This is a genomic window from Vitreoscilla filiformis, from assembly GCF_002222655.1.
In the GTDB taxonomy this organism is placed as follows: domain Bacteria; phylum Pseudomonadota; class Gammaproteobacteria; order Burkholderiales; family Burkholderiaceae_C; genus Ideonella; species Ideonella filiformis.
In genome coordinates, this window is sequence record NZ_CP022423.1 from 814,525 (window position 1) to 840,220 (window position 25,696).

The window sequence follows — 25,696 nt, forward strand, 5'->3', positions numbered from 1 at the left end:
GTGCGGTGTCAGCGTGAACCGACAGCGACAGCGCGGCTCACTCGGAAGTGAAGATCGAGCCCAGGCGTTCCATGCGCTCCAAGGCCATGCCGCAGCCGCGCACCACACAGGTCAGCGGTTCTTCGGCCACCAGCACCGGCAGGCCGGTTTCTTCGGCCAGCAGGCGATCCAAGTCGCGCAGCAGTGCGCCACCGCCGGTGAGCATCATGCCGCGATCGGCGATGTCTGCGCCCAGCTCGGGGGGTGTGTGTTCCAGGGCATTTTTCACAGCCGAAACGATCTGGTTGAGCGGATCGGTCAAGGCTTCCAGAATCTCGTTGGAGCTGATGGTGAAGCTGCGCGGCACGCCTTCCGAGAGGTTGCGCCCCTTGACTTCCAGCTCTTTGACTTCCGAGCCCGGGAAGGCCGAGCCAATGCTCTTTTTGATCATTTCGGCGGTAGGTTCGCCGATCAACATGCCGTAGTTGCGGCGGATGTAGTTGATGATGGCTTCATCGAACTTGTCCCCACCGACGCGGACGCTGCCCTTGTAGACCATGCCGCCCAGCGAGATCACACCCACTTCGGTGGTACCGCCGCCGATGTCGATCACCATCGACCCCGACGCTTCGGACACCGGTAGGCCCGCACCAATGGCGGCGGCCATCGGTTCTTCGATCAACTGCACCTCGGAGGCGCCGGCGCTCAGGGCGGCGTCTCGGATGGCGCGTTTTTCCACTTGGGTGGAGCCGCAGGGCACGCCGATGATGATGCGCGGGCTGGGCTTGAGCACCGAGCGCGGATGCACCATCTTGATGAACTGCTTGATCATCTGCTCGGTGATGATGAAATCGGCGATGACGCCGTCCTTCATCGGGCGGATGGCTTCGATGTTGCCGGGCACTTTGCCCAGCATCGCCTTGGCTTCCTTACCGACCGCTTGGATGACTTTTTTACCGTTGGGGCCGCCTTCGTGGCGGATCGACACCACAGAGGGCTCATCCAACGCGATGCCTTTGCCTCGAACGTAGATCAGGGTGTTGGCCGTGCCCAAGTCGATCGCCAGATCGGTGGACATGTAACGACGCAGGATGGAAAACATGGTCAGCCAGAAAAGGGGTGCAGCGCCATCAACGGCGCAGAAATCTGTCGGCGGCGCACAAAGGGTGGCCTCGAATGGCGGGGGATAATACCGCAAGGTTTTCTCTGGCCGCCTCGGGGGCCCTTTGACGGGCTGTCAAAGGCTTGGCCGGCCCCTCGGTTTTCGATCTCGTTCTCCCCATGGCACTCACTCTTGCGGATGTAAGCCGCATCGCCCACCTTTCGCGGCTGGAGTTTTCCGCTGCGGAAAGCGAGGCTTTGCTGGCCCAACTTAACGGCTTTTTTGGCATCGTCGAACAAATGAGCGCGGTGGACACCGCTGGCGTCGAGCCGCTCTACACGCCGCTGTCGGCGATTCAAGAGGTGCAACTGCGCCTGCGGGATGACGCCGTCACCGAATCGAACCAGCGCGAAGCCAACCAGCGCAGCGCCCCGGCGGTGGAAGCCGGCTTGTTCCTCGTGCCCAAGGTGATCGAATGAGTGCAGCGTTGCATGAGATGGGCGTGGCCGCGCTGGCCCGCGCTCTGGCTGAAAAAGAAGTTTCCAGCGTCGAAGTCACGCAGAGCCTGCTGGGCCGCGTGCAAGCACAGGCTGATTTGGGCGCTTTCCTGCATGTGAACGAGGAAACCGCGCTGGCTGCCGCCGCCGCCGCCGATGCGGCCCGCGCTACCGGTACGGCAGGCGCGCTCACTGGTGTGCCGATCGCGCACAAGGACATCTTTGTCACCAAGGACGCCCCCACCACCGCCGGCTCCAAGATTCTGGACGGCTACCGCAGCCCGTTTGATGCCACCGTGGTGGCGCGTCTGGGTGCGGGCGCCGATGGCGTGACCGGTGCTGGCATGGTGATGTTGGGCAAGCTCAATTGCGATGAGTTCGCCATGGGTTCGGCCAACACCAATTCCGCTTATGGCGTGGTGAAGAACCCGTGGAACCGCGAGCGTGTGCCCGGTGGCTCCTCGGGCGGTTCGGCTGCGGCGGTGGCGGCGCGTTTGGTGCCGGCAGCCACGGGCACGGACACCGGCGGCTCCATCCGCCAGCCGGCCAGCTTCACCGGCATCACCGGCATCAAGCCGACTTACGGCGTGTGCTCGCGCTACGGGATGATTGCCTACGCCTCCAGCCTCGACCAAGCCGGCCCGATGGCCCGTTCGGCTGAAGACTGCGCGTTGCTGCTTTCGGCCATGAGCGGGTTCGATTCGCGGGATGCCACCAGCGCCCAGCGCCCGGCGCAAGACTTCCACGCGCAAATGCTCGCCCCACGCACCGGCGCCAGTGCCGACAAGCCGCTGGCGGGTTTGCGCGTCGGTCTGCCCAAAGAGTTCTTCCCAGCGGCTTTGGCTGCCGACGTGAACGGCGTGGTGCGTGCCGCGCTGGCTGAATTGGAAAAGCTCGGCGCCACGCTGGTGGAAGTGAGCCTGCCGCGCACCGAGCTGGCGATTCCGGTGTACTACATCATTGCCCCGGCTGAAGCCAGCTCGAACCTGAGCCGTTTTGACGGTGTGAAGTTCGGCCACCGCGCCGCGCAGTACACCGACCTGCTCGACATGTACAAAAAGTCGCGCAGCGAAGCCTTCGGCACCGAAGTCAAGCGTCGCATCATGACTGGCACCTACGTGCTGAGCCACGGCTACTACGACGCCTACTACCTGCAAGCGCAAAAGCTGCGCCGCATGATCGCGGACGATTTCCAGCAAGTCTTCCAGCAGTGCGACGTGATCGCCGGCCCGGTGGCGCCGACCGTGGCGTGGCCCCTGAACGGCCACAGCACCGACCCGCTGGCCGACTACCTCGCCGACATCTTCACCCTGCCCGCCAGCCTGGCCGGCTTGCCCGGCATGAGCGTGCCCGCTGGCTTTGGCGCCGAAGGTCTGCCCGTGGGCGTGCAGCTCATCGGCAACTATTTCCAGGAAGGCACGCTGCTGCACACGGCCCACGCCTTCCAGGCGGCCACCGATTGGCACACCCGCGCTCCGGCTGGCATCTGAGGCACCGACACCATGGCAACTTCCAACAAGTCTTCCTCTAAGTTGGTGCGGGGTTACGAGGTCGTGATCGGCCTGGAAAACCACGTCCAGCTCTCAACGGCATCCAAAATTTTCAGCGGCGCTTCGACCGCGTTTGGCGCTGAACCCAACACCCAGGCTTGCGCCGTCGATCTGGCGCTGCCCGGCACGCTGCCAGTGCTGAACCGCGCTGCCGTGGAGCGCGCCATTCGCTTCGGGCTGGCCGTGGGGGCCAAGGTGGCGCCGCTGTCCATCTTCGCCCGCAAGAATTATTTCTACCCGGATCTGCCCAAGGGCTACCAGATCAGCCAGTTTGAAATCCCGGTGGTGCAAGGCGGCCAGGTGGAATTCTTCGTCGGTGACGAGAAGAAAACCGTGCAGCTCACCCGTGCCCATTTGGAAGAGGATGCGGGCAAGAGCTTGCATGAGGACTTCCACGGCCAGTCGGGCATCGACCTGAACCGCGCCGGCACGCCGCTGCTGGAAATCGTCTCCGAGCCGGACATGCGCTCGGCCCAGGAAGCCGCCGAATACGCCAAGACGCTGCACGCGCTGGTGATGTGGCTGGGCATCTGCGACGGCAACATGCAGGAAGGCTCGTTCCGCTGCGACGTGAACGTGTCGGTGCGCAAACCCGGCGAGCCGTATGGCACGCGCCGCGAGATCAAGAACCTCAACAGCTTCCGCTACCTGGTGGACGCGGTGAACTACGAGGTGAACTGGCAGATCGACCAGATCGAAGACGGCTTCGACATCCAGCAAGCCACGGTGCTCTACAACCCCGACCGGGGCGAGACCCGCGCCATGCGCAGCAAGGAAGATTCAGCCGATTACCGCTACTTCCCCGACCCGGATTTACCACCGCTGGTAATCGCGCCTGAGTGGGTGGAGCGCGTCAAGGGTGAGATGCCCGAGCTGCCGCGTGCGATGGCGGCGCGTTTCGTCGAAACCGACGGCCTGCCGGCCTACGACGCGACGATGATGACGCAAAGCCTGGCTTTCGCCCGCTACTACGAAGCTGCACGCGACGCCTGCGGGCAAGCCAAGCTCGTGGCCAACTGGTTGATGGGCGAGGTGAGCAAGCGCTTGAACACCGAAGGCCGCGAGATCGACGCGGCCCCGGTGGTGCCGGCCACGCTGGCCCGGCTGATTGGCCGGATTCAGGATGGCACGATCAGCAACAACGCTGCCAAGCAGGTGTTCGACGCGCTGTGGACGGGTGAAGGCTCCGATGTGGATGCCCTCATCGAGGCCAAGGGCCTGAAGCAGATGAACGACACCGGTGCGCTCGAAGCCATCGTCGATGAGGTGATCGCCAAGAACCCGAAGTCGGTCGAGGAATACCGCGCCGGTAAGGACAAGGCGTTCAACGCCTTGGTCGGTCAGGTGATGAAGGCGTCCAAGGGCAAGGCCAACCCCGCCCAAGCCAGCGAGTTGCTGAAGAAGAAACTCTGACGCGCCGCGTCAGATGCCGTAGCGTTCGCGGTACGCCGCGACGCGGGCGCGGTTGGCGGCCAACACTGGGTCGCCCGCCGTGTCGAGGAATTGCATCAGGTCGGCCAAGGTGGCGATGGACAGCACCTTCAGCCCCAATTCTTGTTCGACGTACTGCACGCCCGAGCGCCGATTGGCCGGATCGTCCGATGCGCGTTCCTGCCGATCCATGGTGATGGCCACGCCCACCGGGGTGGCACCAGCGGCGCGGATCATGTCGGCGGCTTCACGCTTGGAGGCGCCATCGGTGATCACGTCATCGATGATGAGCACGCGCCCGCGCACCGGGGCGCCCACCAGGGTGCCGCCTTCGCCGTGATCCTTGGCTTCCTTGCGGTTGTAGGCGTAGGGCACGCTTTTGCCCTCACGCGCCAGGCCGATGGCCACGGCAGCCGCCAGGGTGATGCCTTTGTAGGCCGGGCCGAACAGCATGTCGAATTCCAGCCCGGAGGCCAGCAAACGGCGTGCATAGAATTCGCCGAGCTTCATCAGCTTGGCGCCGTCGTCGAACAGACCGGTATTGAAAAAATAGGGCGAAGCGCGGCCGGCTTTGGTCGTGAAATCGCCGAATCGCAGCACCCCTGCTTCAACCGAGAACCGCACAAAGTCTTGGGCGAGGGAGTCGATGGGGGGCGTGTTCATCATGGAGTTCAAATGGGTTTCAGGCTGGTGACGCTGAATCTGAACGGCATCCGTTCAGCCGCGACCAAGGGGTTTCAGGCATGGGCCGAAGCGGCCGCGCCGGATTGTATGGGGGTGCAAGAACTCAAAGCCCAGGCCGAAGACGTGGCCGGGCGCTTTGAGACGGTCGCCGGCATGGCGGGGTATTTCCATCATGCGCAAAAGAAAGGCTACTCCGGCGTGGGCCTGTACAGCCGGCACGAGCCCAGCGACGTGATTCGCGGCCTCGGCATCGAGGCGTTCGACGCCGAAGGCCGCTACATCGAACTGCGGTTTGACAAGCCGGGGCGCAAGCTGTCCCTCATCAGTTGTTACTTTCCGAGTGGCTCGTCGGGGGAGGAGCGCCAGCAGGTGAAGTTCCAATTCTTGGCGGCCATGCTGCCGCACCTGCAAGCGTTGCGCACGGAGCGTGAGTTCATCCTCGTCGGCGATGTGAACATCGCCCACCAAGAAATCGACCTCAAGAACTGGAAGGGCAACCTCAAAAACTCCGGCTTCTTGCCCGAAGAACGCGCCTGGATGACGAACTTGCTGGCCGATGGCCCCAGCGGCGGCGGATTGGTGGATGTGTTTCGCCGCTTGAACCCCCACCCCGAGCAGTACACCTGGTGGAGCAACCGAGGGCAGGCGTGGGCCAAAAACGTGGGTTGGCGGTTGGATTACCACTTGGCGACGCCCGCCCTGGCGGCCACAGCACAGCGCGAATCGATCCACCTGGCCGAACGTTTTTCGGATCACGCCCCGCTGACGATTGACTACGACTTCACCCTCTGACTTTCACACTTGACCCGGAGTTGGCCCGCCATGTTTCGATACCACACCGTCCCGGTGACCGCTTTTCAGCAGAACGCTTCCATCGTTTGGTGCGATGAAACGATGGAGGGCGCGATCGTCGATCCGGGCGGTGACCTGCCGACGCTCAAGGCCGAAGTCGCTCGCCTGGGCGTGAAACTGGTGGCGCTGTGGCTGACCCATGCCCACATCGACCACGCCGGCGGCACCGGCACCCTGGCCCGGGAGCTGAATTTACCCATCATCGGCCCGCACACGGGGGATCAATACTGGATCGATGGCTTGCCGCAGCAGAGCCAGATGTTTGGGTTCCCGAAGGCCGAAATGTTCACCCCCACCCGCTGGCTGGTGGATGGCGACACGCTGACCTTGGGCCGTTGTTCAGTGACGGTGCGCCACTGCCCCGGCCACACCCCGGGGCATGTGGTGTTTCACAACGCCGAGGCCCGGCGCTGCTTTGTGGGTGACGTGCTGTTTGCCGGTTCCATTGGCCGCACCGATTTCCCCGGTGGCGACCACGACACCCTGATCACCAGCATCACCGAACGCCTCTGGCCAATGGGCGATGACACCGTGTTCATTCCCGGCCACGGCCCAGAAAGTACGTTTGGGCGGGAGCGGCGCTTCAATCCCTACGTCAATGGGTTCTGATTCTTGGGATGGAAAGAGAGTAATTCCTGAGGTTGAGTGAATTTTCCACACTTTACTAGGGAGATGTTTGTCCCCTATCCACAAAGAGATGAGCTTACGCTGTGAGGTGTAGTTGAACAGCTTGGCCGCTGAGTTCTGGGCGAGCTGCACTGTGTTTTCAGGGAGCCATCTCATGCTTGAATCGTCGCCTTCCCCCCGTGTCACCGATGCGGGGGCTCTGTGCGGACGCCACCCTTCCGATGGCGGGGCCTTGCGCCCCCGGATGTTGGGTATTCCACCAATCCCCCTCCCACAAGCCAGTGTCTTGGCCTTGGCACTGGACGAAATGGACTATGGCGTCGTGTTATTGGACGAGTCCTTCCAAGTGCTGCATGCCAACCACCAAGCGCGTGTGGCGCTGTGTCCTGGGATGGTGCTGACTTTGGACGGAACCGCTCTGCGCGTGGGCACAGCAGCCGACCAGCGCGTCTTGGAGGAGGCCTTGTTGGCGGCAGTGCGGCGTGGCATTCGTCGGCTGATTTGTCTGGGGGACGGGGAGCAGCGCATGCGCGTTTCCGTGGTGCCGTTGCCCGTCGGAGGCGGATGGCGTTCGCCGGCGGTCATGCTGGCAGTGGAGCGTACCCAAGCCTGTGCGCATCTGACAGTGCAGGGGTTTGCGCGTTTGTGCCGTTTGTCCCCGGGAGAAGAGCAGGTGTTGCAGGCGTTGTGTTTGGCACAAGATCCGGCTGAAATTGCGCGTCAGCATGGGGTGGCGCTGTCTACGGTTCGAACCCAGATCACCAATATTCGCACCAAAACCGGCACTGACAGCATCCGTGACTTGGTACACCACATGTCCATGCTGCCGCCCCTGATCGGCGCGTTGCGACAACAAGCCACCCGGGCGTCATCGCCCCAAGGGGGCACCAATTGATTGGTACAGCAGTTCCGAACCCCTGGTTTTCGTCGGTGAGGCCGGGTGCGCTGTCTAAGCATCCGCCTGAACATTTGGCCGAAGTGGTGTCACCGCTTTTGTGGCAGTTGTCACAGTCCGGAGAGATGCGGTCTTATCGCAAGGGGGCTGTTCTTGTCCAAGAGGGTCATCGGGGCGGGGGGTTGTTCATTATTTTTTCTGGGCGGCTGCGCTGGTTTTCCACCAACAACGCGGGCAAAGAGCTGACTTACGGAGAATACGGGCCTGGAGACTACGTGGGGGAGTTGTGTTTGGATGGCGATCCACACCCTTACAGCGTCGTTACCCTGGAAAGCTGCTACTGTGCGGTCATCAGCCGGCAACGCTTGGCGCACCACGTAGCGACCCGGCCTGAGTTGTGCGCCATGATGCTCGAAAAGAGCTTGGCTCGCATCCGTGCCCTGGCAGTGCTGTCGCACCAATTGGGATTGGACGATGTGTACACCCGCTTGCGGAGAGTGCTTGACGCTCCTGCGTCTCCAGAGGAGGGTGGATCGAGCCATGGATTGGCCAGCCGTGCTTGGGTGCGCTTGACCCAGAAAGACTTGGCTTGCCGCATCGGCTGTTCACGCGAGATGGTCAGTCGCTTGCTCAAAGATCTGGAGCTGGGCGGATTCATTCGACGCCATCCCGCTGGTATTGAGGTGCTGCGCAGCTTGCCACCCGGGTGGTGACATGACAGCACCATGGCGTCAAGCGCGTGGCGGCTCGAAACGCTGAGTGGGTTTGCCTGCACGCTCGTACAGTGGCGTGACCTTGGGCAGTACCGCTTGGATGTCCCGGATCCGGGTGTTGCCCGCAGGATGGGTTGAAAAAAACTCCATCGGGGCGTTGGCGTTGGCCTTCATCATTTTTTCCCACAGGCTCACACCGGCTTGTGGGTTGTAACCGGCCCGGGCGGCCAAGTCGAGGCCCACCAAGTCTGCTTCGGATTCGTCTTGGCGGCTGAACTTGAGTGTTAACAGTTGAGCGCCCATGTTGAGGGCGGCGTCACCCAGAGAGCCCAAGCCCAGCAGTGAGCTGATCAAACCCGTGCCCATGCGTGTGGCGGTTGACTTGCCCATGCGCTCGCGGGCGTGCTCGCGCAAAGCGTGGGCCATTTCGTGGCCCATGATCATGGCCACCTCGTCATCGGTGAGTTGCAGTTGGCGCAGGATGCCAAAGTAGAACGCGATCTTGCCGCCAGGCATGCAAAACGCGTTCAGCTCCTTAGAGCCCAGCAGTTGAACTTCCCATTTCCATTGGCGGGCCCGAGCGTTCCAGTCGGCGGTGTAGGGAATGATGCGCTGAGCGATGCTGCGCAGGCGCTGGACTTGGGGGTGTTGCTCGGGCAGCAATGCGTTTTTGGAGGTGGCATCGCGCTTGAGCTGGAGATACTGCTGGGCCGCAGCCCCTTCAATCTGTTCGGCGGGCACCAACTTGGCGAAGCTGGACTCGCTGCCCACCATGTCGCGCACACCACCGTCTGCGGCCAACGCGTCGAGGGGCAGGCAACTGCCGACCAGCAAGGCTTGCCCGAAACGCCGCCGGGCGTGGCGGGCGCAGGTGCAGCGCATGGCGCGCACCATGGGGGGCAGGGGCACATCGGCATCGGTGCAAAACGAGGGGCGCGAGGTCATGGCAGTTCCTGAGGCGGCACGGGGCCGGTTAATCGTCGGGGGGCGTGCCTGAAGGAGGGGGCAGATCCAAGCGTTGCACGTCGGTTCGCAGCCACCACAGCATGCCCAGGCCAGGCACGGCCAAGCCCGTGGAAATCACAAAGAACGCAGGCCATCCCATTGACGCTGACAGCACCCCCGCCAGTGGCCCCACCCACACGCGCCCGATGGCCGACAGGGCACTCAGCAAGGCAAATTGTGTGGCGCTGAAACGCTGGTGCGTCAAGCTCATCAAGAAAGCCACAAAGGCGGCTGTGCCCATGCCACCACTGAGGTTTTCGCAGGCGATGGCCAGCAGCAGTCCAACGTCCACAGCCACAGGTTGGTGGAGCTGGACAAAGCCCCAATCCAGCGCCGGAACGACCCAGCTCGCCCACTGGCCGCGCCCCGCGAGGGCCAGCGCCCAGAACCCCAGGTTGCTGAGCATTTGCAGCAGCCCGAACGCCAGAAAGGAGCGCCACAGCCCCAGCCGCAGCATCAAGGCACCTCCCAGGAGGGCGCCGGCCAGGGTGAGCCACAGCCCCATCACCTTGTTGACCACCCCCACTTCGGCGGGGCTGTAACCCATGCCTTGGAGCAGGAAGGGTGTCAGCAGCGTGCCTGCGAATGCGTCCCCCAATTTGTAGAGCACGATGAACGCGAGGAAGGCCCGTGCCCCGGGCTGTTCAAAATAAGTCGATAAACCCGTCAACAATGTTTGGAAGCGGGCTTGGCGTGCGGCGAACACCACCAGCGGCAAGGTGCCCCCCAGGCCGAGCAGCAGGGTCAACAAATCGAGCCAGCGTTGGCGCAGCAAGGGCGCCAGTGTGCTTTGGGCCATCCAAGGGGACAGCAGCGCCTGCACCGCCGGAGCGATGAGCGATTGCGTGATGCCATAACCGAGGGCCACAGCCAGTAAAACGGCCACGAAACCTTGCAAGTCCTGACGGATGGGGGCATGGTCGCGGGTGGGGGGGGTTGGCAGTCGGGGCAAGATCACGGCACTGAAGACGGCCAAACCGAGCATCACCCCCGCCATGCCACGGTAAACCGCCGGCCAAGACCAGCCGCCGCCCTGCTGTGGATCCGTCCAGATCAGGGTGAGCCCTCCCGACACGATCATGGCCAGCCGGTAGCCCATGACGTTCAGTGAAGCCCCGAGCCCTCGCTGGCGTGGGGCCAGGGCGTCGGTGCGGTAGGCGTCGCACACCACGTCTTGCGACGCCGACAGGAAAGCCACGGCCACGGCCAGGGCGGTCAAGGCGCCCAGTGAGGTATGCGGTGAAGTTTGTCCCATCCCCCAAAGACAACCCGCCAGCAGCAGTTGCACCAGCACCAGCCAACCTCGGCGGCGGCCCCATCCTGGTGGATCGAAACGATCCATCAGTGGGGCCCACAGGAATTTGAACGTGTAGGGCAGGCCAACCAGGCTCAAAAAACCGATGGTGGCGACGTCCAACCCTTCCATACTGAGCCAAGCTTGCAACGCTTGACCGGTCAGAGCCAGTGGCAGCCCAGAGGCAAAGCCCAGAATGCTGACCCACAGCCACCAGCCGAGTGCCGATCCGCGTGTCCACGCCGGTGGGGGATGAGCGGCGGGGGGGCGGGTGGGATGTGGCATGGTCAAATTCTAGGTGGATGGCCCCCCCACTCTGGGATGGCATGAAGTTTGAACAGCCCCCACAATGGCCCTTCGGGCTTGGAGATCATGGAGTGAATGGACTGGCGGACATACCCGCGTTGTATTGGCAGATTCTGGGTGCCTTGTGCGGCTTGGCCTTGGGAATCGGGCTGGGAGCAATTCGCCAGCGGCGTCAACGCGACGCAGATGCGGCCAAGGCGCGTCCACCCGAACGGGTTCATGCGACTGGAGTGGCCAGCGTGGGGCGTTCCCAGGATGCGGGCGGGCGGGTGCGCGGCAAGCCGTTGGCACCGGAGCCTGCGGGGATTCGGCGCAACGGAGCCGAGCGCACCGTGTCTCCCGTGACGGTGCCTGCGGCTTTGTCTCCCCAGGTTAATCCAGCGCCAGCCAGTGCTGACACGCAGGCGGCTCAGGCGGCAGCGCAAGAAGCATTGATGGTTTTACAAGCCCAAAACGCCGAACTACAGGCACAGCTCAAGGCGCTGCAAGCCACGCAGGCTCAAGACGCCCAAGAACGGCTGAGCCTGCTGCAAACCGAGCGGCGACGCCATGAAAGCGCCCTAGAAGCCTTGCGCCAAGAGCACAGCACCGAATTGGGACGCTTGATGAGCACCATGGTGGAACAGGTGGATACGCTACACCAGAGTTACGGGGCGCGCATCAAGTCTTTGGAGCAGGATGTGGAGCGTCTGCGCAGTGCTGCCAGTTCGGATGTCCACTGAAGATCAGCAATGGTGAAAGACACGCATGGACGTATGGATTGTGGGATTGGTCGGGTGCATGGGGGCTGTGGCAGGAGGGGCGGCGGCGGCACTGGTGCTAGGCAAGCGCAGCGTGGGAGATCCACGCCCTGAGGCGGTTCGTGTGCTGGCCTCCAGCAGCGAGATTCAGCAGCAGCATGAAACCATCCACCGTTTGCGGGATGCCCATGCAACCCTGACGGCGAAGTTCAACCACGCCGTGCAGCAGCACGAGAGTGCCATGATCGCCACGCGCAAAGACTACGAGCACCGCCTCGAGGTGCAGCGCAAAGACCATGCACTGGAAAAAGCGGGGTTCGAAGAGGAGCTGCGGCGGCTGAAGGATCAGTTGTCGCGCATCGCTGCGGCGGCCAAGGAAGGCTCGTTCATTTCAGCCAACTCGTTTGCTCCGACCCAGTTTGACGATGTCGAGCAGCCCGAGGCCCAGGGCGCGCAGCGCTGAACTTGCCGGGGTGCCAGGCGTTGGGCGGATCCTGGGCAAGCGCAGCGGGGCTGGCTGGCGCATCGGTTCCAGCAGGCGCAGCGGGGGGTGTTCGCACTCACCGGGCAGCAAGTCCAGCGAGGCGGGGGAAAAGGCAGTGGTTGGCATGATGAATCAGGAATAACCCTTGGTTCTCATCCTAAGTTCCCGCAGTTTTGCGGGCAATGGCTCTTTCTGCAAAGGAACTTTGCAGATGCGCCAAAACGACGGGGTTCGGTGTGGATTCAGTTCAGGGAGGTGAGGCATGACCGTGGCCATCATCGCGGCGATGCCGCAAGAGTTGTCCGCGTTGGAGGCGGTGCTTCATGTGGAGCGCACCGACTCGGTGGCGGGGCGTCACTTCCGATGGGGGCGACTCGGTGAGGAAGCGGTGGTGCTGACGCTCTGCGGCATTGGCAAAGTGGCCGCAGCCACCACCACCGCCTTGCTGCTGGACCGTTACCAAGTGCGCGCCGTGCTGTTCACGGGCGTCGCCGGTGGATTGGGGGCAGCGGTGCGTGTGGGGGATGTGGTGGTTGGCACGTCGCTGCTCCAGCACGACATGGATGCCTCTCCGCTGTTTCCGCGCTGGGAGGTGCCTGGAACGGGGCACGCACGCTTCATGGCGGACGTGGCTTGGTCGGAGCGATTGGCGGCTGGCGCTCGCCTGGTGCTGGCCCAGCCGCATGAGGCGTTGATGCACTTCGGTATCCGTTCGGTACCTGGTTTGCATCAGGGGCTGATCATCAGCGGAGATCAGTTCATTGCGTCGGCGGCAGCGTCCACAGCGTTGCGCACGGCGTTACCGGATGCGCTGGCGGTCGAAATGGAAGGTGCGGCCGTGGCCCAGGTGTGCGCCGATTTTGATCGGCCGTTTGCCGTGCTGCGCACCATTTCTGACCGAGCGGACGATCAAGCCCACGTCGATTTCCCCAGCTTTCTGACCGAGGTGGCCGCCGGGTATTCGCGCGACATTGTGCTGGCGGCGCTTAGCGCGGCCACAGCACCCACATGCGCAAGTTTTGCCGGGTGCGTCCAGCCTGGGTAGCAGCGGTGTCACCCCAGCCCCAGAAGTAGTCGGCGCGCACCGCTCCGGTGATGGCGCTGCCGGTGTCTTGGGCCATCACCAAACGGTGCAGAGGCGTGGCCAACGTCGGATCGGTGCTGGCCAGCCAGACGGGGGTGCCGTAAGGCACGCTGCCCGGATCGACCGCGATGGAGCGAGCCGGTGTCAGCGGCACCGCCTGGGCACCCCGTGGCCCCTGGATTGGTTCAGGGAGGGGTTCCAGTGCAAAAAACACCATGCGGGGGTTTTGCCAGAGCATTTCTTGCAGTCGGCGCGGGTTGCGGCGTACCCAGTCCTTGATGCCGGGCCAAGAGGCTTCGCTGGCTTTGAGCTGGCCTTGGCTGATGAGCCAGGCACCCACCGAGCGATAAGGCTGGCCGTTGTGTCCCGCAAATGCCAGGCGGGCGGCACTGAGCCGGCCATCGGCATCTTGAAACAGCAACTGCCCGGAGCCTTGGATTTGCACCACGAGTGCGTCCAGCGGATCTTCCAGCCAAGCGATCTCTCGGCCTTTGAGGGCGGCTTGGGCGGCGGGGACGGTGTCGAGTTCGCGGCGCGTCCAATAAGGCTGGCGCTTGTTCAGATCGGCTGGCGGGGCGTAGAGCGGCACTCTGTATTGGGCCGTGGGGGTTCGGCTGGCACGCAGTTGGGGCTCGTAGTAGCCGGTGAGCAAGCCACTGTCTTGCCCTTGGGGGGATTCGACTCGGTACACCTGAAAGGTGCGTTCAACCCATGGGCGCAGCCAGGCCGCATCCCCGTCGATGGTGGGGCGCGACAGCACATGCTCACACACCCGTTGCCAGCCCACGGCGGGGCGGCTGCAACTCTGGCGCAGTGCGGGCCACCACTCGGCCAAGGCGTCCTCGCCCCAACCCGGCAGGGCGTCAAAACCTGTGGGTACCCAGCGCGCTTTGGGGCGCTCTAACACTTCGGGCGTGGGATCGGGTTGCAAGTCGGGGGGGAGTCCCGTTGCGGGCGGAGGGGAGGGGAGCGGGGTACAGGCGACCAGGCCCAGGGCCACCCACCCTGCCGCCAGCGTCCGGCGCCAAGTGCTGGCCAAAAAAAAGAAAGCAGGACGAGGCATGAACGACCAGCAAGCGATTCAAGTGCGGGGAGGGAAGAAGAACGTGGCGGGGCGCTGGCGCCAGCGTCGCCGCATCGCAGTGTAGAGCCGCCCCCGATCTTGGACGCGCAGCCCGCGTGAGGCTAGCGCCACACGGAACGCCAGGTAAAAACTCACGCCCACGTTCAGCAGGCCAATGCAAGGAATGGCCGCCACGCACCACCAGAATGCGGGGTCGTGCAGCACGTCGGCGCCCAACGCACCCAGGGCGGCGGCCAACTGGCCGGCAGCCAGGGTCACGTGACGCACTTCCAAGGGCAAACCAAAGAACGTGCCCAGCGCTGGCACGATGCCCAGCATCAGACCCAGGGAGACGTTGGCAGCAATGCCCGAAATGTGCTGGCGCCACCACTGAGCCCAATACTGCGCCCGCTGTGTGCCCAGGGTGTGCAGGAAACGCGGGTTCCAGGCGATGGCGCTGTCCAGCCGATGGAAAACAAACCAGTTCTCCACCCAACCCGCCACCAAGCTGGACACGAACAGCAGCACCCCGGTGAAGGCCGCAAACAGCACCGTCGGGCCTTGCAGGTGCAGTGTGTGCAGGACGTAGGCGGCGCTGTCCGCACCGACCACGGGGGCGCCGACGGTGGCGTTGCTCCAGCCTTGGATGAGCAGCACCACAGGCACCACCATGGCCAGATTGCCGATGATGCCCGCGATCTGCGAGCGCAGCAGGTGGGTCACTTCGTCCACAAAATCTTCGACGGCGGCGTCGTTGGCGCTGATGCCTTCGAGTTTGGCGGCCAACGTCGGGGCGGTCATGGCGGGTTGTTTGGTGGCAACGGTGAAGTGCAGCAATTGCACCAGCACAAAACTGGCGGCGTAGTTCATCCCTGCCCAAAAACCCGCCCAAAACACCGACAAACTCAGGGCCGAAATGGCGAATTTCATCAATGTGGTCAGGCCGATGATGGCGCCGCCCCCAGCAGCCTGGCGCAGCATGGTGCGGTATTCGTCCAGGGTGCGGGTGATGTAGTGGGCACCGGTTTCGGCGCTGCGTTCGGTGACTTTGCGAGCCAGCAGGCTGTAGTGACGCGAAAACAGCGGGGTGATGCCGTGGCGCTCCATCCCGGCTTGCACCAAATGCAGCAGCAGCGGAGTCAGCCCCTCGGCCGGCTCGGGGGCCGCCAAGCAGGCGAGTAAAGCGCGGATGCGCTGGGCTCGGGCATGGATCTGCTCGACCTGGAACACCAAGTCAACGGAGATGCCGTGTTCATCCAGGTGATGGCGCACGCTGTCGGCGGCGGCACAGCAAGTGTCTAGCACTTCGTGCAGTGCCAGTGCGGCTTGCAAGGGATGAGGGCCGTCGCGCAGGGTTTCTGCCGTCTGGACGATGCGGTGAAAGGGTCGATCCACCAGCAGCCGGGCCGACATGCGCTGGCGCAGCGCCGCCGACAGCCCAGCGGCGCGCAACTGGCTGGCCAGCAGTTGAATCGATTCGATCAGGGCTGGCTGCCAGGGTGGGGGCTCGGTGACCTCCACGGAGCCGGCGTAGAGCTGAAGCAAGCGGCGTGTGGTGGCTGTGTCCAGCGTGTGCAACCAAGAGAAGTCGTAGGGATGGCGGAACAGCAGGTGAAACAGCTCGCCCAGGTCTTGGGTTTGCGGCGTGCCGGGCAGGCACATCAAACGCAGGCGCTCGGCCAGTTCACTCAAAAAGCCTTGGCGCGGGGGGAAACCGTAATCGGCCAGCAGGCCCGTGGCGTCGAGGCGGCCAAAAATGCTGCGCAGCAAGGTGGTGATGCGCTGACGATCTTCCGGGCGTTCATCCAACACGTTGAGCAGATGGATGAGCCGCCGGGTGGGCCACGGCAGACGCTCACAAGGTGCGGGCAAGTCACCGGGGGCGTAGGCGCTGGGGGGGCCGGGTTGCTGCAACCAACCCAGCAGACGAATGAGCCACAAATGGCGCTCAGGGGCTGGCGCCTGGGCGTCTGCGGCGGTCAGGAGTTCGATCAACGTGGTGCGAGGCAACTGCCGGTGCATCAGTGCAGCGCCTGACTCTGAGACAGCTCAAACGCTGGAATCGGCAGCTCGAACCAGTGTGCGTTCTCGGTGATGCAGAACAAGGTGCCGCGCATCGTGCCGCGTGGAGTGGCGATGCGCGTCCAACTGGTGTACTCAAACTGGCCGCCAGGTTTGATCAGGGGCTGTTGGCCCACCACGGCCAGCCCACGCACGTTTTCCACATGGCCCGCGCCGTCTTGAATCACCCAGTGCCGGGCGATCACTTGGGCGGCCGCGGGGCCGGTGTTACGCAGGGTCAGGGTGTAGGCAAACGCGTACAACCCTTCAGCCGCCGAGGACTGTTCGGGCAGGTAGTGCGTTACGACGGAGCAAGCGAGAAGAGCGGTGTGCATCGCCCCATGCTAGCAACAGCTTGATGACCCTCGCATGCACGGCGGCTTGTGTGTTTCGTCAGTCGATGATCGAGCCCGTGGGGTTGATCATGGCCGTGTCCACGAACCGGGAGCCGCTGTGAGACTTGCGCGTGAATTGCAAGGCGAAGCCGGCCAAGTCCACCTTGCCAAAGTCTTCCAGCGCTGTCATGACTTTGTCCCGCGTGATGGGCGCTTTGGTGCGGCGCAGCGCTTCGATGATGACGCGGATGCTGATGTAACCCTCCAACCCAGCGTAACTCAACGGCAGTTGCGACGTTTCCGCCAGATGGCGGTACTCCCGCACCAGCGGCAATGGGCTCTTTTTGGGATTGGGCACCACCTGGCTGATGAGGGTGCCAGAGGCCGCTTTGGCCCCCGCTCCCTTTACCAGCGCCAGCGCGTCCACCACCGACAGGGTGTACACCGTGGCGCTGCTGCGTTGCTGGCGCGTCATTTCCAGCAGTTGAACCGCAGAGCGCGGGGCCGCCAGCAGCAGCACGCCGTCGGCACTTTGCAGGGCCAGGGAAGCGGCTTGCGGGTTGGCCACCCGCCCGGTGTTGCGGTCGAACTTGAACGCACTCACTTTCATGTGGGGGGCCGTGCGGGCGATGTAGTGGCCTAACGTGGTGTACGCCCCCTGGCCAAACGTGTCCTCTTGGTAAAACACGACGACTTGCCCCCGGGCATGGCGAGCCACGATGGTTTCACCCAGGACGTCGATTTCGTCGCGGTAGCTGGCGCGGATGTGGAAGATGTTGCGGTACTTCGTGACATCGTGCAGCAGCTCCGAGCCGGTGAAGGGGCCCACCAGTGCCAAGCCACCGGCTTGCAGCACGGGGGCCGCACCCATCACGTTGCCCGTGCCGGCGATGCCTGCCACGGCCACCACGCTCGGATTGCTCACCAAGGCACGGGCTTGCTCGGTGGTGCGTTTGGGATCGCCCATGTCGTCCAAAGCGACGAGGTCGAGGCGTGTGCCGTGGACGCCGCCTTGGGCGTTGACCACATTCAGGGTGGCGCGCACCGTTTCCAAATAACCTTGTGCGACCTCTTTGAGCGGCCCGGTTAACGGGCGCACCATGCCGATGGCAACGCTGTTGTTTTGTGCTGCGCTGGGGGCTGCCCAGCCAGCCAGTGCCGTGGCCGCCAGCCATTGGCGACGCGAAAGGTGCGCAGAATCGGTCATGCGTTGTCCCTCTTTTCGGTTTATGGAGTCGGATGTCAAAACCTGAAATCATGGCATAGGGGAATCCCTGGGTCAGTGAAGGCGGTGCGGGGTTTTTTAGAATTCCCGACCTTTCCTCTTTTGGACGCCCGTCCTCCTGCGCCATGAGCACCACTTACCGCATTGCCCCCAGCATCCTCTCGGCCGACTTTGCCCGCTTGGGCGAGGAGGTGCGCAACGTGCTCGCCGCTGGCGCAGATTGGATTCACTTCGACGTGATGGACAACCATTACGTGCCCAACCTGACCTTCGGCCCGATGGTGTGTGAAGCGCTCAAAAAGCACGCCGTCAAACCCGACGGCACGCCCGCGCCCATCGACGTCCACTTGATGGTGCAGCCGGTGGATGCCCTGGCCCAAGCGTTCTGCAAGGCCGGCGCCGACATCATCACCTTCCACCCGGATGCGTCCACCCATGTAGACCGCACCCTGCAACTCATCAAGGCGGAAGGCGTGCAAGCCGGTTTGGTGTTCAACCCGGCCATGCCGGTGGACGTGCTCGAATGGGTGATCGACAAGGTGGATGTGGTGCTGCTGATGAGCGTCAACCCCGGTTTCGGCGGCCAAAGCTTCATTGAAAGCACCCTGCGCAAGGCGGAGAAGGTGCGCAAAATCATCGATGCGTCGGGCCGGGACATCCGCTTGGAAATCGACGGCGGGGTGAAGACGGACAACATTCGCCGCATCGCCGACGCTGGCGCCGACACCTTTGTGGCCGGCAGCGCCATTTTCGGCAAGCCCGATTACAAGGCGGTGATCGACGCCATGCGTGCCGAGCTGGCGGCATGACCCCCCCGCCGTTTTCGCTGAGTCGTGCCCGTTTCGATGCCGTGCTGGTCGATCTGGACGGCACGATGGTGGACACCTTGGGGGACTTCGACGCCGTCCTCAACGCCATGCTGGCGGAGATGGCGTTGCCGGCGGTGCCGCGTGCTTTCATCGAACACACCGTGGGCAAAGGCTCCGAGCACCTGATTCGCAGCACGCTGGCGCAGGTGGGGGCGCTGGCCGAGCGTTTCGATGAGGCGTGGGAGCGTTACCAGCGCATTTACTTGGCGATCAACGGCGAGCATGCGCGGGTGTACGACGGGGTGGTCGAAGCGCTGACCTTGTGGCAGCAGGCGGGTTTTCAACTTGCGTGCCTGACCAACAAGCCCGGCGCATTCGCCACCGGCTTGCTGGAACGCAAAGGCTTGAGCGCATTTTTCACCCTGACCGTGGGCGGCGACGCGCACCCGCGCAAAAAGCCCGATCCGATGCCCTTGCTCAAAACCTGTGAAGCCCTGGGCGTGACGCCGGCACGCACGCTGATGGTGGGTGATTCCAGCAACGATTTACAGGCCGCCCGCGCCGCTGGCTGTGCCGTGGTGCTGGTGCCGTATGGCTACAACCACGGTCGGTCGGTGGACGATCTGGGGGCGGATGGGGTGTGCGCACGGCTGGATCAACTCGTGCCGCTTGCCTGAAGCCGGGAGGCCGCTGCTACACTCGCCGGCCTATGTTCACCTCTCGCAAACGGATGGCGTCGACACACGACCGGGGAGCCTGGCCCTGGCGTCGCTGGTCGCTGGTTTGAGCCCACTGCGGCTCGTTGCGTCCGTTTGCCGCCGCCACCGTCTGGCGTCGGTCTTCTCTTTTGATTCCCCTCGAATTGTCTGGCCCGTGGGCGGGCCTGCGTCTTCGGTTGCGCTGCGGCGTGCCTGGGCGCAGCCCGAGCGGGTTTGCGAAAGGATTGCACCGTGATCACCGAACTTGAATTCAAGAGCCTGGCCGAGCAGGGCTACAACCGCATCCCGCTCATTGCCGAGGCGTTTGCCGATCTGGAAACCCCGCTCTCGCTCTATCTGAAGCTGGCGGGCGGGCAGAAGAACTCCTTCTTGCTCGAATCCGTGGTCGGCGGCGAGCGCTTCGGGCGCTACTCCTTCATTGGCCTGCCGGCGCGCACGCTGGTGCGGGCCACGGGCATGAAGTCCGAAGTCGTCACCGACGGCCAGGTGGTGGAAGTGAACGAAGGCAACCCGCTGGACTTCATCGCCGCCTACCAAGCGCGCTTCAAGCCGCTGCTGCCACCGGGGCTGCCGCGTTTTTGCGGTGGCTTGGCCGGTTACTTCGGCTACGAAACCGTGCGTTTCATCGAGAAGAAGCTCGCCGGGGTGGTGAAACCGGGCGGCATTGGCACGCCGGACATCCAGCTCTTGCAAACCGAAGAACTGGCGGTGATCGACAACCTCTCGGGCCGGCTCTACCTCATCGTCTGGGCCAACCCGAAGACGCCGGAAGCCTACTTCAGCGCCAAGCGTCGCCTGGCCGAGTTGGCGGACAAGCTGCGCTACAGCGTCACCGCCCCGCAGGTGAAACGCGGGCCGAGTTACCCGGTGGAGCGTGAGTTCGCCAAGGCGGATTTCGAGCGTGCGGTGCTCAAGGCCAAGGAGTACATCGCCGCTGGGGATTGCATGCAGATCGTCATCGGGCAGCGCTTGAAGAAGCGTTACACCGAATCGCCGCTCAGCCTGTACCGTGCGCTGCGTTCGCTCAACCCCTCGCCCTACATGTATTACTACGACATGGGGGACTTCCAGATCGTCGGCTCCAGCCCGGAAATTTTGGTGCGCCAGGAGCATCGCGGCGAGGAAGGCGAAATCGTCACCATTCGCCCGATTGCCGGCACCCGCCCACGCGGCACCACGCCGGACGCCGATCGCCAGCTCGAAGCCGATTTGCTGGCCGACGCCAAGGAGCGCGCCGAGCACGTCATGCTGATTGACCTGGCGCGCAACGACGTGGGCCGCATCGCCCAGACCGGTTCGGTGAAGGTGACGGAGGCGTTTGGCATCGAGCGTTATTCGCATGTGATGCACATCGTCAGCAACGTCGAGGGACGGCTGAAGGACGGCTTGACGAGCTTGGATGTGCTCAAAGCCAGCTTCCCTGCCGGCACGCTGAGCGGCGCGCCCAAGATTCACGCGATGGAAATCATCGACGAGCTGGAAATCAGCCAGCGCGGCATCTATGGCGGTGCGGTGGGTTACCTGAGTTTTGCAGGGGACATGGATGTGGCCATTGCCATCCGTACCGGCATCGTCAAGGACAACGTGCTTTACGTGCAGGCCGGCGCCGGCGTGGTGGCCGATTCGGTGCCCGAGCTGGAGTGGAAAGAAACCGAGCAGAAGGCGCGGGCGGTGATTCGGGCGGCTGAGCTGGTGGAAGAAGGATTCTGAAATCAGGCTCGCCTGGGAAGAAGGATGACGCAATGAACATCGAGCGCATCAAAATTTCCGGCTTCAAGAGCGTTGCAGGTCTCGAATTTGACGGGCTGACGCCTTTCAGCGCATTTGCCGGCCCGAACGGCTCGGGCAAAAGCAACTGGATGGATGCGCTGACGTTTGCCGGCGCGGTGGTGGAGCTTGGGGCCATCAAGGCCCTGCGGCAATTCCGTGGCTTTGCCCAGGTGCATTGCTACAAACTGCGCAAGGCCAATGCCCGCACGTTCACTTTCGCTTTGCAAGCGCGAATGAGCGAGCGATGTGTGGCTTACACCCTGAAGGTTCACGATATGGATTCGGAACCGAAGGTGGAAGAGCTGCTGGAAGTCGAGGGCCACAAGCGGCTGGAACGCAAAAAGGGGGGATTTCCGCAGCTTTACACGGTAGGTGACGAGACCGTCAGCCCGACGACGATCGAGAGGTTTCCGTCGGACATGTCGGCCTTGCTGTTCACCCAAGGTGAGCTGAGTTTGTACAACTTCCTGACGAATATCGAGGTTTTTCGCTTTGATCCGTTGGGGGCTAAGGAGCCGGATGGTTCCAGTGCCGACACCACCGCGCTGCATCCCAACGGGCACAACGTCGCCACCATGCTGGCCGCGCTGGAGAAGGACGACGAGTTCCGAACCCAGGTGCTGGATTGGATGAGCTTGCTGGTGCCGGGCATGGAGCAGGTGCGGGCCGAGCCGGATCGCCTCAGTGGGGGCACGGTCATCAAGTTCAAGGAGGAGGGGACGAAGGCGCACTTTCCCGCCCACCTCATTTCCGACGGCACCATCTATGCGCTGTGCATCATGACGGCGGTGTTGAGCCGGGCCAAAAGCGTCGGCATCACCCTGATCGAAGAGCCCGAGCGCGGGTTGCATCCGAAGGGCATCGAGGCGCTGGTCGATTTGATGCGCCAGAGTGCCAGCATCGAACACCCGGTTTTCGTGACGACGCACAGCGAATCCCTGGTGCGCGCCTGCCGCGAAGACGAGCTGTGGTTGATGAACAAGGTAGACGGCAAGACGGTGGCCAAAAACGCCGCCAAAAGCAGCGCAGGTCTGGGGCCAATCAACCTGGACACGGCTTGGCTGATGAACCTGTTCGATGGAGGGCTGCCATGGTGAGGCTCGGTTTCATCGTCGAAGGGGACTCGGAAAAAATCATGGTCGAGTCCGCCAACTTCAAACGCTGGGCCAATGCGCAGGGGTTGGAGATTTGCCGTCCGGTCATCAACGCCAGAGGAGGGGGCAACTTGTTGCCTCAGCACATGGCGTCGATGGTGGCGACCTTGACCAAAAGCCAGCCCGATCATGTGGTGGTGCTCACCGACTTGGAGACGGCCCCGGACATTGAAACGGTGAAGGTGCGCATCACGGACACCCATACCTCGCTGATCTTTGTGGCCGTCAAAGCGTTGGAAGCTTGGTTTTTGGCCGATACCGAGGCCATGCGCGCTTGGCTGAAGCAACCCGCTTTTGTGGAGGCTTCGCCAGAGCAAACGCCCAGGCATGCCGTGGGACTGGCTCAAAGAGGTGGCGCGACAACAGGGCGCACGCGGCCCCGGCCCCAGCAAGGTGATTTTTGCCAAGCGGTTTTGCGAGGCGTTGAACTTCCAGATCGCCAATGCGGCCACTCACCCGGCTTGCCAAAGTGCAAAGACGTTTCACGATGCGTTGCTGAACCTGTCCCGCAACGCGACACCGGTCGAAAACTGAATTGGGGTGTGCAGAAGCACATCCGCTGACATCAAAAGGTTAGAGCCATCATGCTGCTGATGATCGACAACTACGACTCGTTCACCTTCAACCTCGTGCAGTACTTCGGTGAGCTGGGCGAGGAGGTGCGCGTGGTGCGCAACGACGAAATCACCCTGGAAGGCATCGCCGATTTGCGCCCGGATCGGCTGGTGCTGTCGCCCGGCCCGTGCTCGCCGGCGGAGGCGGGCATCTGCGTGCCGGCCATCCAACACTTCACCGGCAAGCTGCCCATCCTGGGCGTGTGCCTGGGGCATCAAAGCATTGGCGCGGCGCTGGGCGGACGCATCATCCGCGCCAAGACGCAGATGCACGGCAAAACCAGCGTCCTCACCACCGACGGCCAAGGCGTTTACGCCGATTTGCCGACGAACTTCACGGTGATTCGCTATCACTCGCTGGCCATCGAAGAGTCCACCATGCCGAAGGAGCTGGTGGTGACTTCGCGCTCGGAAGACGGCGAAATCATGGGCGTGCGCCACCGCGAGCTGGCCGGCACGGCCACGCCGCTGGAGGGTGTGCAGTTCCACCCCGAATCGATTCTGAGCGAGCACGGCCACGCCATGCTGCGCAACTTCGTGAAGATGGGGCGTTGAAACCATGAGCAGCGTGAACTACGCCAGCGCCGCTGCGCCGGCCCCCGCATCCGGCCTGCCGCTGGTGGACTTGCGCAGCGACACCGTTACCCGCCCCACGCCCGCGATGCGCCAAGCCATGCTCGCCGCCGAGCTGGGCGACGATGTGTTCGGCGATGACCCGACGGTGAACGCGCTGCAAGCCCGCATCGCCGAGTTGCTGGGCTTCGAGGCGGCGCTCTTCATGCCCAGCGGCACTGCCAGCAACCTGTGCGCGCTGCTGACGCACTGCGGACGCGGGGACGAATACCTCGTCGGCCAACTGGCGCACACCTACCGCTACGAAGGCGGTGGCGCGGCGGTGCTGGGCGGCATCCAGCCGCAGCCGCTCGTGCAGCAGCCAGGCGGCGAGCTGGCGCTGGCCGACATCGCTGCGGCCATCAAACCCGACGATGTGCATTTCGCCCGAAGCCGCTTGCTGTGCCTGGAGAACACCTGGAACGGCAAGGTGCTGGGCTTGGATTACCTGGCCGAAGCCACGGCGCTGGCACGCCAGCGCGGCCTCAACACCCATCTGGACGGAGCACGGCTGTTCAACGCCGCTGTTGCCACCGCCGGTGCGGGCGGTGACCCGTACGCCGCCGCACGCCAGATCGCCAGCCACTTCGACAGCGTCTCCGTTTGCTTCAGCAAAGGGCTGGGCGCGCCGGTCGGCTCGGCGCTGTGCGGCTCACGCGCTTTCATCGAACAGGCCAAACGCGCCCGCAAGATGACGGGCGGCGGGATGCGCCAAGTCGGTTTGCTGGCCGCAGGTGCGCTGCACGCGCTGGAACACCACGTTCACCGCTTGGCGGACGATCATGCCCTGGCGCGCCGTTTGGCCGAAGGGCTGGCCGCGCTGCCTGGCATCACGGTGACGCCGCCGCAAACCAACATCGTGTTCGCCGAGGTGGCCGATGGGTGCGGCGCCGCGCTGCTGGAACACCTGCGCACACGCGGCGTGCTGGCCACGGGCCTCATCGGCCTGCGTTTCGTCACCCATCTGGATGTGGACGCGGCGGGCGTGGATCGCGCCCTCGCCGCTGCCGCCGAATTTCTGCTCTGAACCCAAGGACGTGCCCATGAGCATCAGCAATGTGGACGCGCTGAGCCGCGTCATCGAACACCGCGAAATCTTCCACGACGAGATGCTGACGCTGATGCGCCGCATCATGAGCGGCGAGATGTCGCCGGTGATGATCGCCGCGTTGGCCGTGGGCCTGCGCGTGAAGAAGGAAAGCATCGGCGAAATCACCGCCGCCGCGCAGGTGATGCGCGAGTTCGCCACGCCCGTGCCGCTGGCCGATCGCACTGGCCTGGTGGACATGTGCGGCACCGGCGGTGACGGTGCCCACACCTTCAACATTTCCACCACTGCCACCTTTGTGGCCGCTGCGGCGGGCGCCAAAGTGGCCAAGCACGGCGGGCGCAGTGTGTCCTCCACCAGCGGTTCAGCCGATGTGCTGGAAGCCCTGGGCGCCAACATCAACCTGCCGCCCGCGCAGGTGGCGCAGTGTTTGGCGGAGTGCGGCATCGGCTTCATGTTCGCGCCGAACCACCACCCGTCGATGAAACACGCCGCGCCTGTGCGCCGTGAGCTGGGCGTGCGCACCATCTTCAACATCCTGGGGCCGCTGACCAACCCGGCCGGCGCGCCGAACCAAGTGATGGGCGTGTTCCACCCCGATCTGGTGGGCATCCAGGTGCGCGTGCTGCAACGCTTGGGCTCCGAGCATGTGCTCATCGTCCACGGCATGAACGGCATGGATGAAATTTCGCTCTCGGGCGAAACGCTGGTCGGCGAGCTGAAAAACGGCCAGGTGAGCGAATACCGCGTCCACCCCAGCGACTTCGGCCTGCCGGTGTACGACACCCGTGTGTTGCGCGTGGCGAATCAACAAGAGTCGGTGGACTGCGTGCGCCGCGCCCTCAGCAATGAGGACGGCCCCGTGCGCGACATCGTGCTGCTGAACGCTGGCGCGGCGATTTACGCCGGCGGCGTGGCCGCGAGCATTGAAGAAGGCGTGAAGCGGGCGCGTGAAGCCGTGGCTTCGGGCGCGGCGCTGGCCAAGCTGAGCCAGTTTGTGGAAGTCACGAACCGCCTGCGCCCGACGGCGGCCTGAGCCTTCT

26 protein-coding genes are annotated in these 25,696 nt (G+C 63.8%); 18 read left to right on the top strand and 8 right to left on the bottom strand.

All coding sequences use genetic code 11. The annotated features are described in order from the left end of the window. Positions 1-37: 37 nt before the first annotated feature. Positions 38-1,081 (bottom strand): rod shape-determining protein, encoded by a 1,044-nt coding sequence (locus tag VITFI_RS03795; protein WP_089415853.1) that lies wholly within the window; start codon positions 1,079-1,081, stop codon positions 38-40. A gap of 179 nt (positions 1,082-1,260) precedes the next feature. On the opposite strand from VITFI_RS03795, the gene gatC reads away from it, so the two are divergent. The 3 genes from gatC to gatB are packed head-to-tail and all read left to right on the top strand — an operon-like array spanning position 1,261 to position 4,541. Further along, positions 1,261-1,560 carry an Asp-tRNA(Asn)/Glu-tRNA(Gln) amidotransferase subunit GatC gene (gatC, locus tag VITFI_RS03800; RefSeq protein WP_089415854.1) on the top strand — a complete coding sequence of 100 codons (300 nt, stop codon included), beginning with the start codon at positions 1,261-1,263 and terminating at the stop codon, positions 1,558-1,560. Next, on the top strand, positions 1,557-3,068 hold the full coding sequence (gene gatA, locus VITFI_RS03805) for an Asp-tRNA(Asn)/Glu-tRNA(Gln) amidotransferase subunit GatA (protein ID WP_089415855.1): 1,512 nt from the start codon (positions 1,557-1,559) through the stop codon (positions 3,066-3,068). Before gatC ends, gatA begins: the two co-directional genes overlap by 4 nt. Before the next feature lie 12 nt (positions 3,069-3,080). After that, positions 3,081-4,541: an Asp-tRNA(Asn)/Glu-tRNA(Gln) amidotransferase subunit GatB gene (gene gatB, locus VITFI_RS03810; protein WP_089415856.1), complete on the top strand. Its 1,461-nt coding sequence runs from the start codon at positions 3,081-3,083 to the stop codon at positions 4,539-4,541. Positions 4,542-4,550: 9 nt separating this feature from the next. Here the strand turns inward: gatB and pyrE are convergent, their stop codons facing one another. Continuing rightward, positions 4,551-5,207 (bottom strand): orotate phosphoribosyltransferase, encoded by a 657-nt coding sequence (gene pyrE, locus VITFI_RS03815; RefSeq protein ID WP_408645608.1) that lies wholly within the window; start codon positions 5,205-5,207, stop codon positions 4,551-4,553. Positions 5,208-5,234: 27 nt separating this feature from the next. Here pyrE and VITFI_RS03820 point away from each other — a divergent pair, with 27 nt between their 5' ends. The 4 genes from VITFI_RS03820 (at position 5,235) to VITFI_RS03835 (ending at position 8,330) form a co-directional block, all read left to right on the top strand. Next, positions 5,235-6,035 (top strand): exodeoxyribonuclease III, encoded by an 801-nt coding sequence (locus tag VITFI_RS03820; RefSeq protein ID WP_089415858.1) that lies wholly within the window; start codon positions 5,235-5,237, stop codon positions 6,033-6,035. Between the two features lie 30 nt (positions 6,036-6,065). Beyond that, positions 6,066-6,704, top strand: a complete 639-nt coding sequence (locus VITFI_RS03825; RefSeq protein ID WP_089415859.1) for an MBL fold metallo-hydrolase — start codon at positions 6,066-6,068, stop codon at positions 6,702-6,704. Positions 6,705-7,008: 304 nt separating this feature from the next. Further along, complete coding sequence (locus tag VITFI_RS03830; RefSeq protein WP_157725549.1) at positions 7,009-7,617, top strand: helix-turn-helix transcriptional regulator; 609 nt, start codon at positions 7,009-7,011, stop codon at positions 7,615-7,617. 125 nt (positions 7,618-7,742) lie between these two features. Beyond that, positions 7,743-8,330 carry a Crp/Fnr family transcriptional regulator gene (locus VITFI_RS03835; protein ID WP_089415861.1) on the top strand — a complete coding sequence of 196 codons (588 nt, stop codon included), beginning with the start codon at positions 7,743-7,745 and terminating at the stop codon, positions 8,328-8,330. Between the two features lie 18 nt (positions 8,331-8,348). Here the strand turns inward: VITFI_RS03835 and VITFI_RS03840 are convergent, their stop codons facing one another. Continuing rightward, positions 8,349-9,275, bottom strand: a complete 927-nt coding sequence (locus VITFI_RS03840) for a M48 family metallopeptidase (RefSeq protein ID WP_232476665.1) — start codon at positions 9,273-9,275, stop codon at positions 8,349-8,351. 28 nt (positions 9,276-9,303) lie between these two features. After that, a complete protein-coding gene (locus tag VITFI_RS03845; protein WP_089415862.1) occupies positions 9,304-10,914 on the bottom strand; it encodes an AmpG family muropeptide MFS transporter in 1,611 nt (536 codons plus the stop codon). A 92-nt stretch (positions 10,915-11,006) separates the two neighbouring features. Here VITFI_RS03845 and VITFI_RS03850 point away from each other — a divergent pair, with 92 nt between their 5' ends. The 3 genes from VITFI_RS03850 (at position 11,007) to VITFI_RS03860 (ending at position 13,204) form a co-directional block, all read left to right on the top strand. After that, on the top strand, positions 11,007-11,657 hold the full coding sequence (locus VITFI_RS03850) for a hypothetical protein (RefSeq protein WP_157725550.1): 651 nt from the start codon (positions 11,007-11,009) through the stop codon (positions 11,655-11,657). Positions 11,658-11,682: 25 nt separating this feature from the next. Continuing rightward, positions 11,683-12,138, top strand: coding sequence for a hypothetical protein (locus tag VITFI_RS03855; protein ID WP_089415864.1), 456 nt, complete (start codon positions 11,683-11,685; stop codon positions 12,136-12,138). A gap of 283 nt (positions 12,139-12,421) precedes the next feature. Further along, positions 12,422-13,204, top strand: coding sequence for a 5'-methylthioadenosine/adenosylhomocysteine nucleosidase (locus tag VITFI_RS03860; RefSeq protein ID WP_089415865.1), 783 nt, complete (start codon positions 12,422-12,424; stop codon positions 13,202-13,204). Here the strand turns inward: VITFI_RS03860 and mltA are convergent. From mltA to VITFI_RS03880, 4 genes are read right to left on the bottom strand one after another with little or no spacing between them, the layout of a single operon-like run. Beyond that, complete coding sequence (gene mltA, locus VITFI_RS03865; protein ID WP_089415866.1) at positions 13,146-14,306, bottom strand: murein transglycosylase A; 1,161 nt, start codon at positions 14,304-14,306, stop codon at positions 13,146-13,148. The genes VITFI_RS03860 and mltA overlap by 59 nt on opposite strands. Before the next feature lie 18 nt (positions 14,307-14,324). After that, positions 14,325-16,328: a site-specific recombinase gene (locus tag VITFI_RS03870; RefSeq protein ID WP_089415867.1), complete on the bottom strand. Its 2,004-nt coding sequence runs from the start codon at positions 16,326-16,328 to the stop codon at positions 14,325-14,327. Then, complete coding sequence (apaG, locus tag VITFI_RS03875; RefSeq protein ID WP_089415868.1) at positions 16,328-16,702, bottom strand: Co2+/Mg2+ efflux protein ApaG; 375 nt, start codon at positions 16,700-16,702, stop codon at positions 16,328-16,330. The genes VITFI_RS03870 and apaG overlap by 1 nt, the downstream gene beginning before the upstream one ends. A 58-nt stretch (positions 16,703-16,760) precedes the next feature. After that, on the bottom strand, positions 16,761-17,909 hold the full coding sequence (locus VITFI_RS03880) for an ABC transporter substrate-binding protein (RefSeq protein WP_089415869.1): 1,149 nt from the start codon (positions 17,907-17,909) through the stop codon (positions 16,761-16,763). A 143-nt stretch (positions 17,910-18,052) separates the two neighbouring features. Between VITFI_RS03880 and rpe the strand changes: the two genes are divergently transcribed. The 8 genes from rpe (at position 18,053) to trpD (ending at position 25,689) form a co-directional block, all read left to right on the top strand. Next, positions 18,053-18,736 (top strand): ribulose-phosphate 3-epimerase, encoded by a 684-nt coding sequence (rpe, locus tag VITFI_RS03885; RefSeq protein ID WP_089415870.1) that lies wholly within the window; start codon positions 18,053-18,055, stop codon positions 18,734-18,736. After that, positions 18,733-19,413, top strand: a complete 681-nt coding sequence (gene gph / locus VITFI_RS03890; RefSeq protein WP_089415871.1) for a phosphoglycolate phosphatase — start codon at positions 18,733-18,735, stop codon at positions 19,411-19,413. The genes rpe and gph overlap by 4 nt, the downstream gene beginning before the upstream one ends. A 273-nt stretch (positions 19,414-19,686) precedes the next feature. Further along, on the top strand, positions 19,687-21,165 hold the full coding sequence (gene trpE, locus VITFI_RS03895; RefSeq protein WP_089415872.1) for an anthranilate synthase component I: 1,479 nt from the start codon (positions 19,687-19,689) through the stop codon (positions 21,163-21,165). 32 nt (positions 21,166-21,197) lie between these two features. Then, the gene (locus tag VITFI_RS03900; protein ID WP_089415873.1) at positions 21,198-22,322 is read left to right on the top strand and encodes an AAA family ATPase; all 1,125 of its coding nucleotides are present in this window, start codon (positions 21,198-21,200) and stop codon (positions 22,320-22,322) included. After that, entirely contained in the window at positions 22,316-22,942 is a 627-nt protein-coding gene (locus VITFI_RS03905) for a hypothetical protein (protein WP_089415874.1), read from the top strand. The genes VITFI_RS03900 and VITFI_RS03905 overlap by 7 nt, the downstream gene beginning before the upstream one ends. A 21-nt stretch (positions 22,943-22,963) precedes the next feature. After that, positions 22,964-23,548 carry an aminodeoxychorismate/anthranilate synthase component II gene (locus VITFI_RS03910; protein ID WP_089415875.1) on the top strand — a complete coding sequence of 195 codons (585 nt, stop codon included), beginning with the start codon at positions 22,964-22,966 and terminating at the stop codon, positions 23,546-23,548. A 4-nt stretch (positions 23,549-23,552) separates the two neighbouring features. After that, positions 23,553-24,632: a low-specificity L-threonine aldolase gene (ltaE, locus tag VITFI_RS03915; protein ID WP_089415876.1), complete on the top strand. Its 1,080-nt coding sequence runs from the start codon at positions 23,553-23,555 to the stop codon at positions 24,630-24,632. 16 nt (positions 24,633-24,648) lie between these two features. Continuing rightward, complete coding sequence (gene trpD, locus VITFI_RS03920) at positions 24,649-25,689, top strand: anthranilate phosphoribosyltransferase (RefSeq protein ID WP_089415877.1); 1,041 nt, start codon at positions 24,649-24,651, stop codon at positions 25,687-25,689. Positions 25,690-25,696 lie beyond the last annotated feature (7 nt).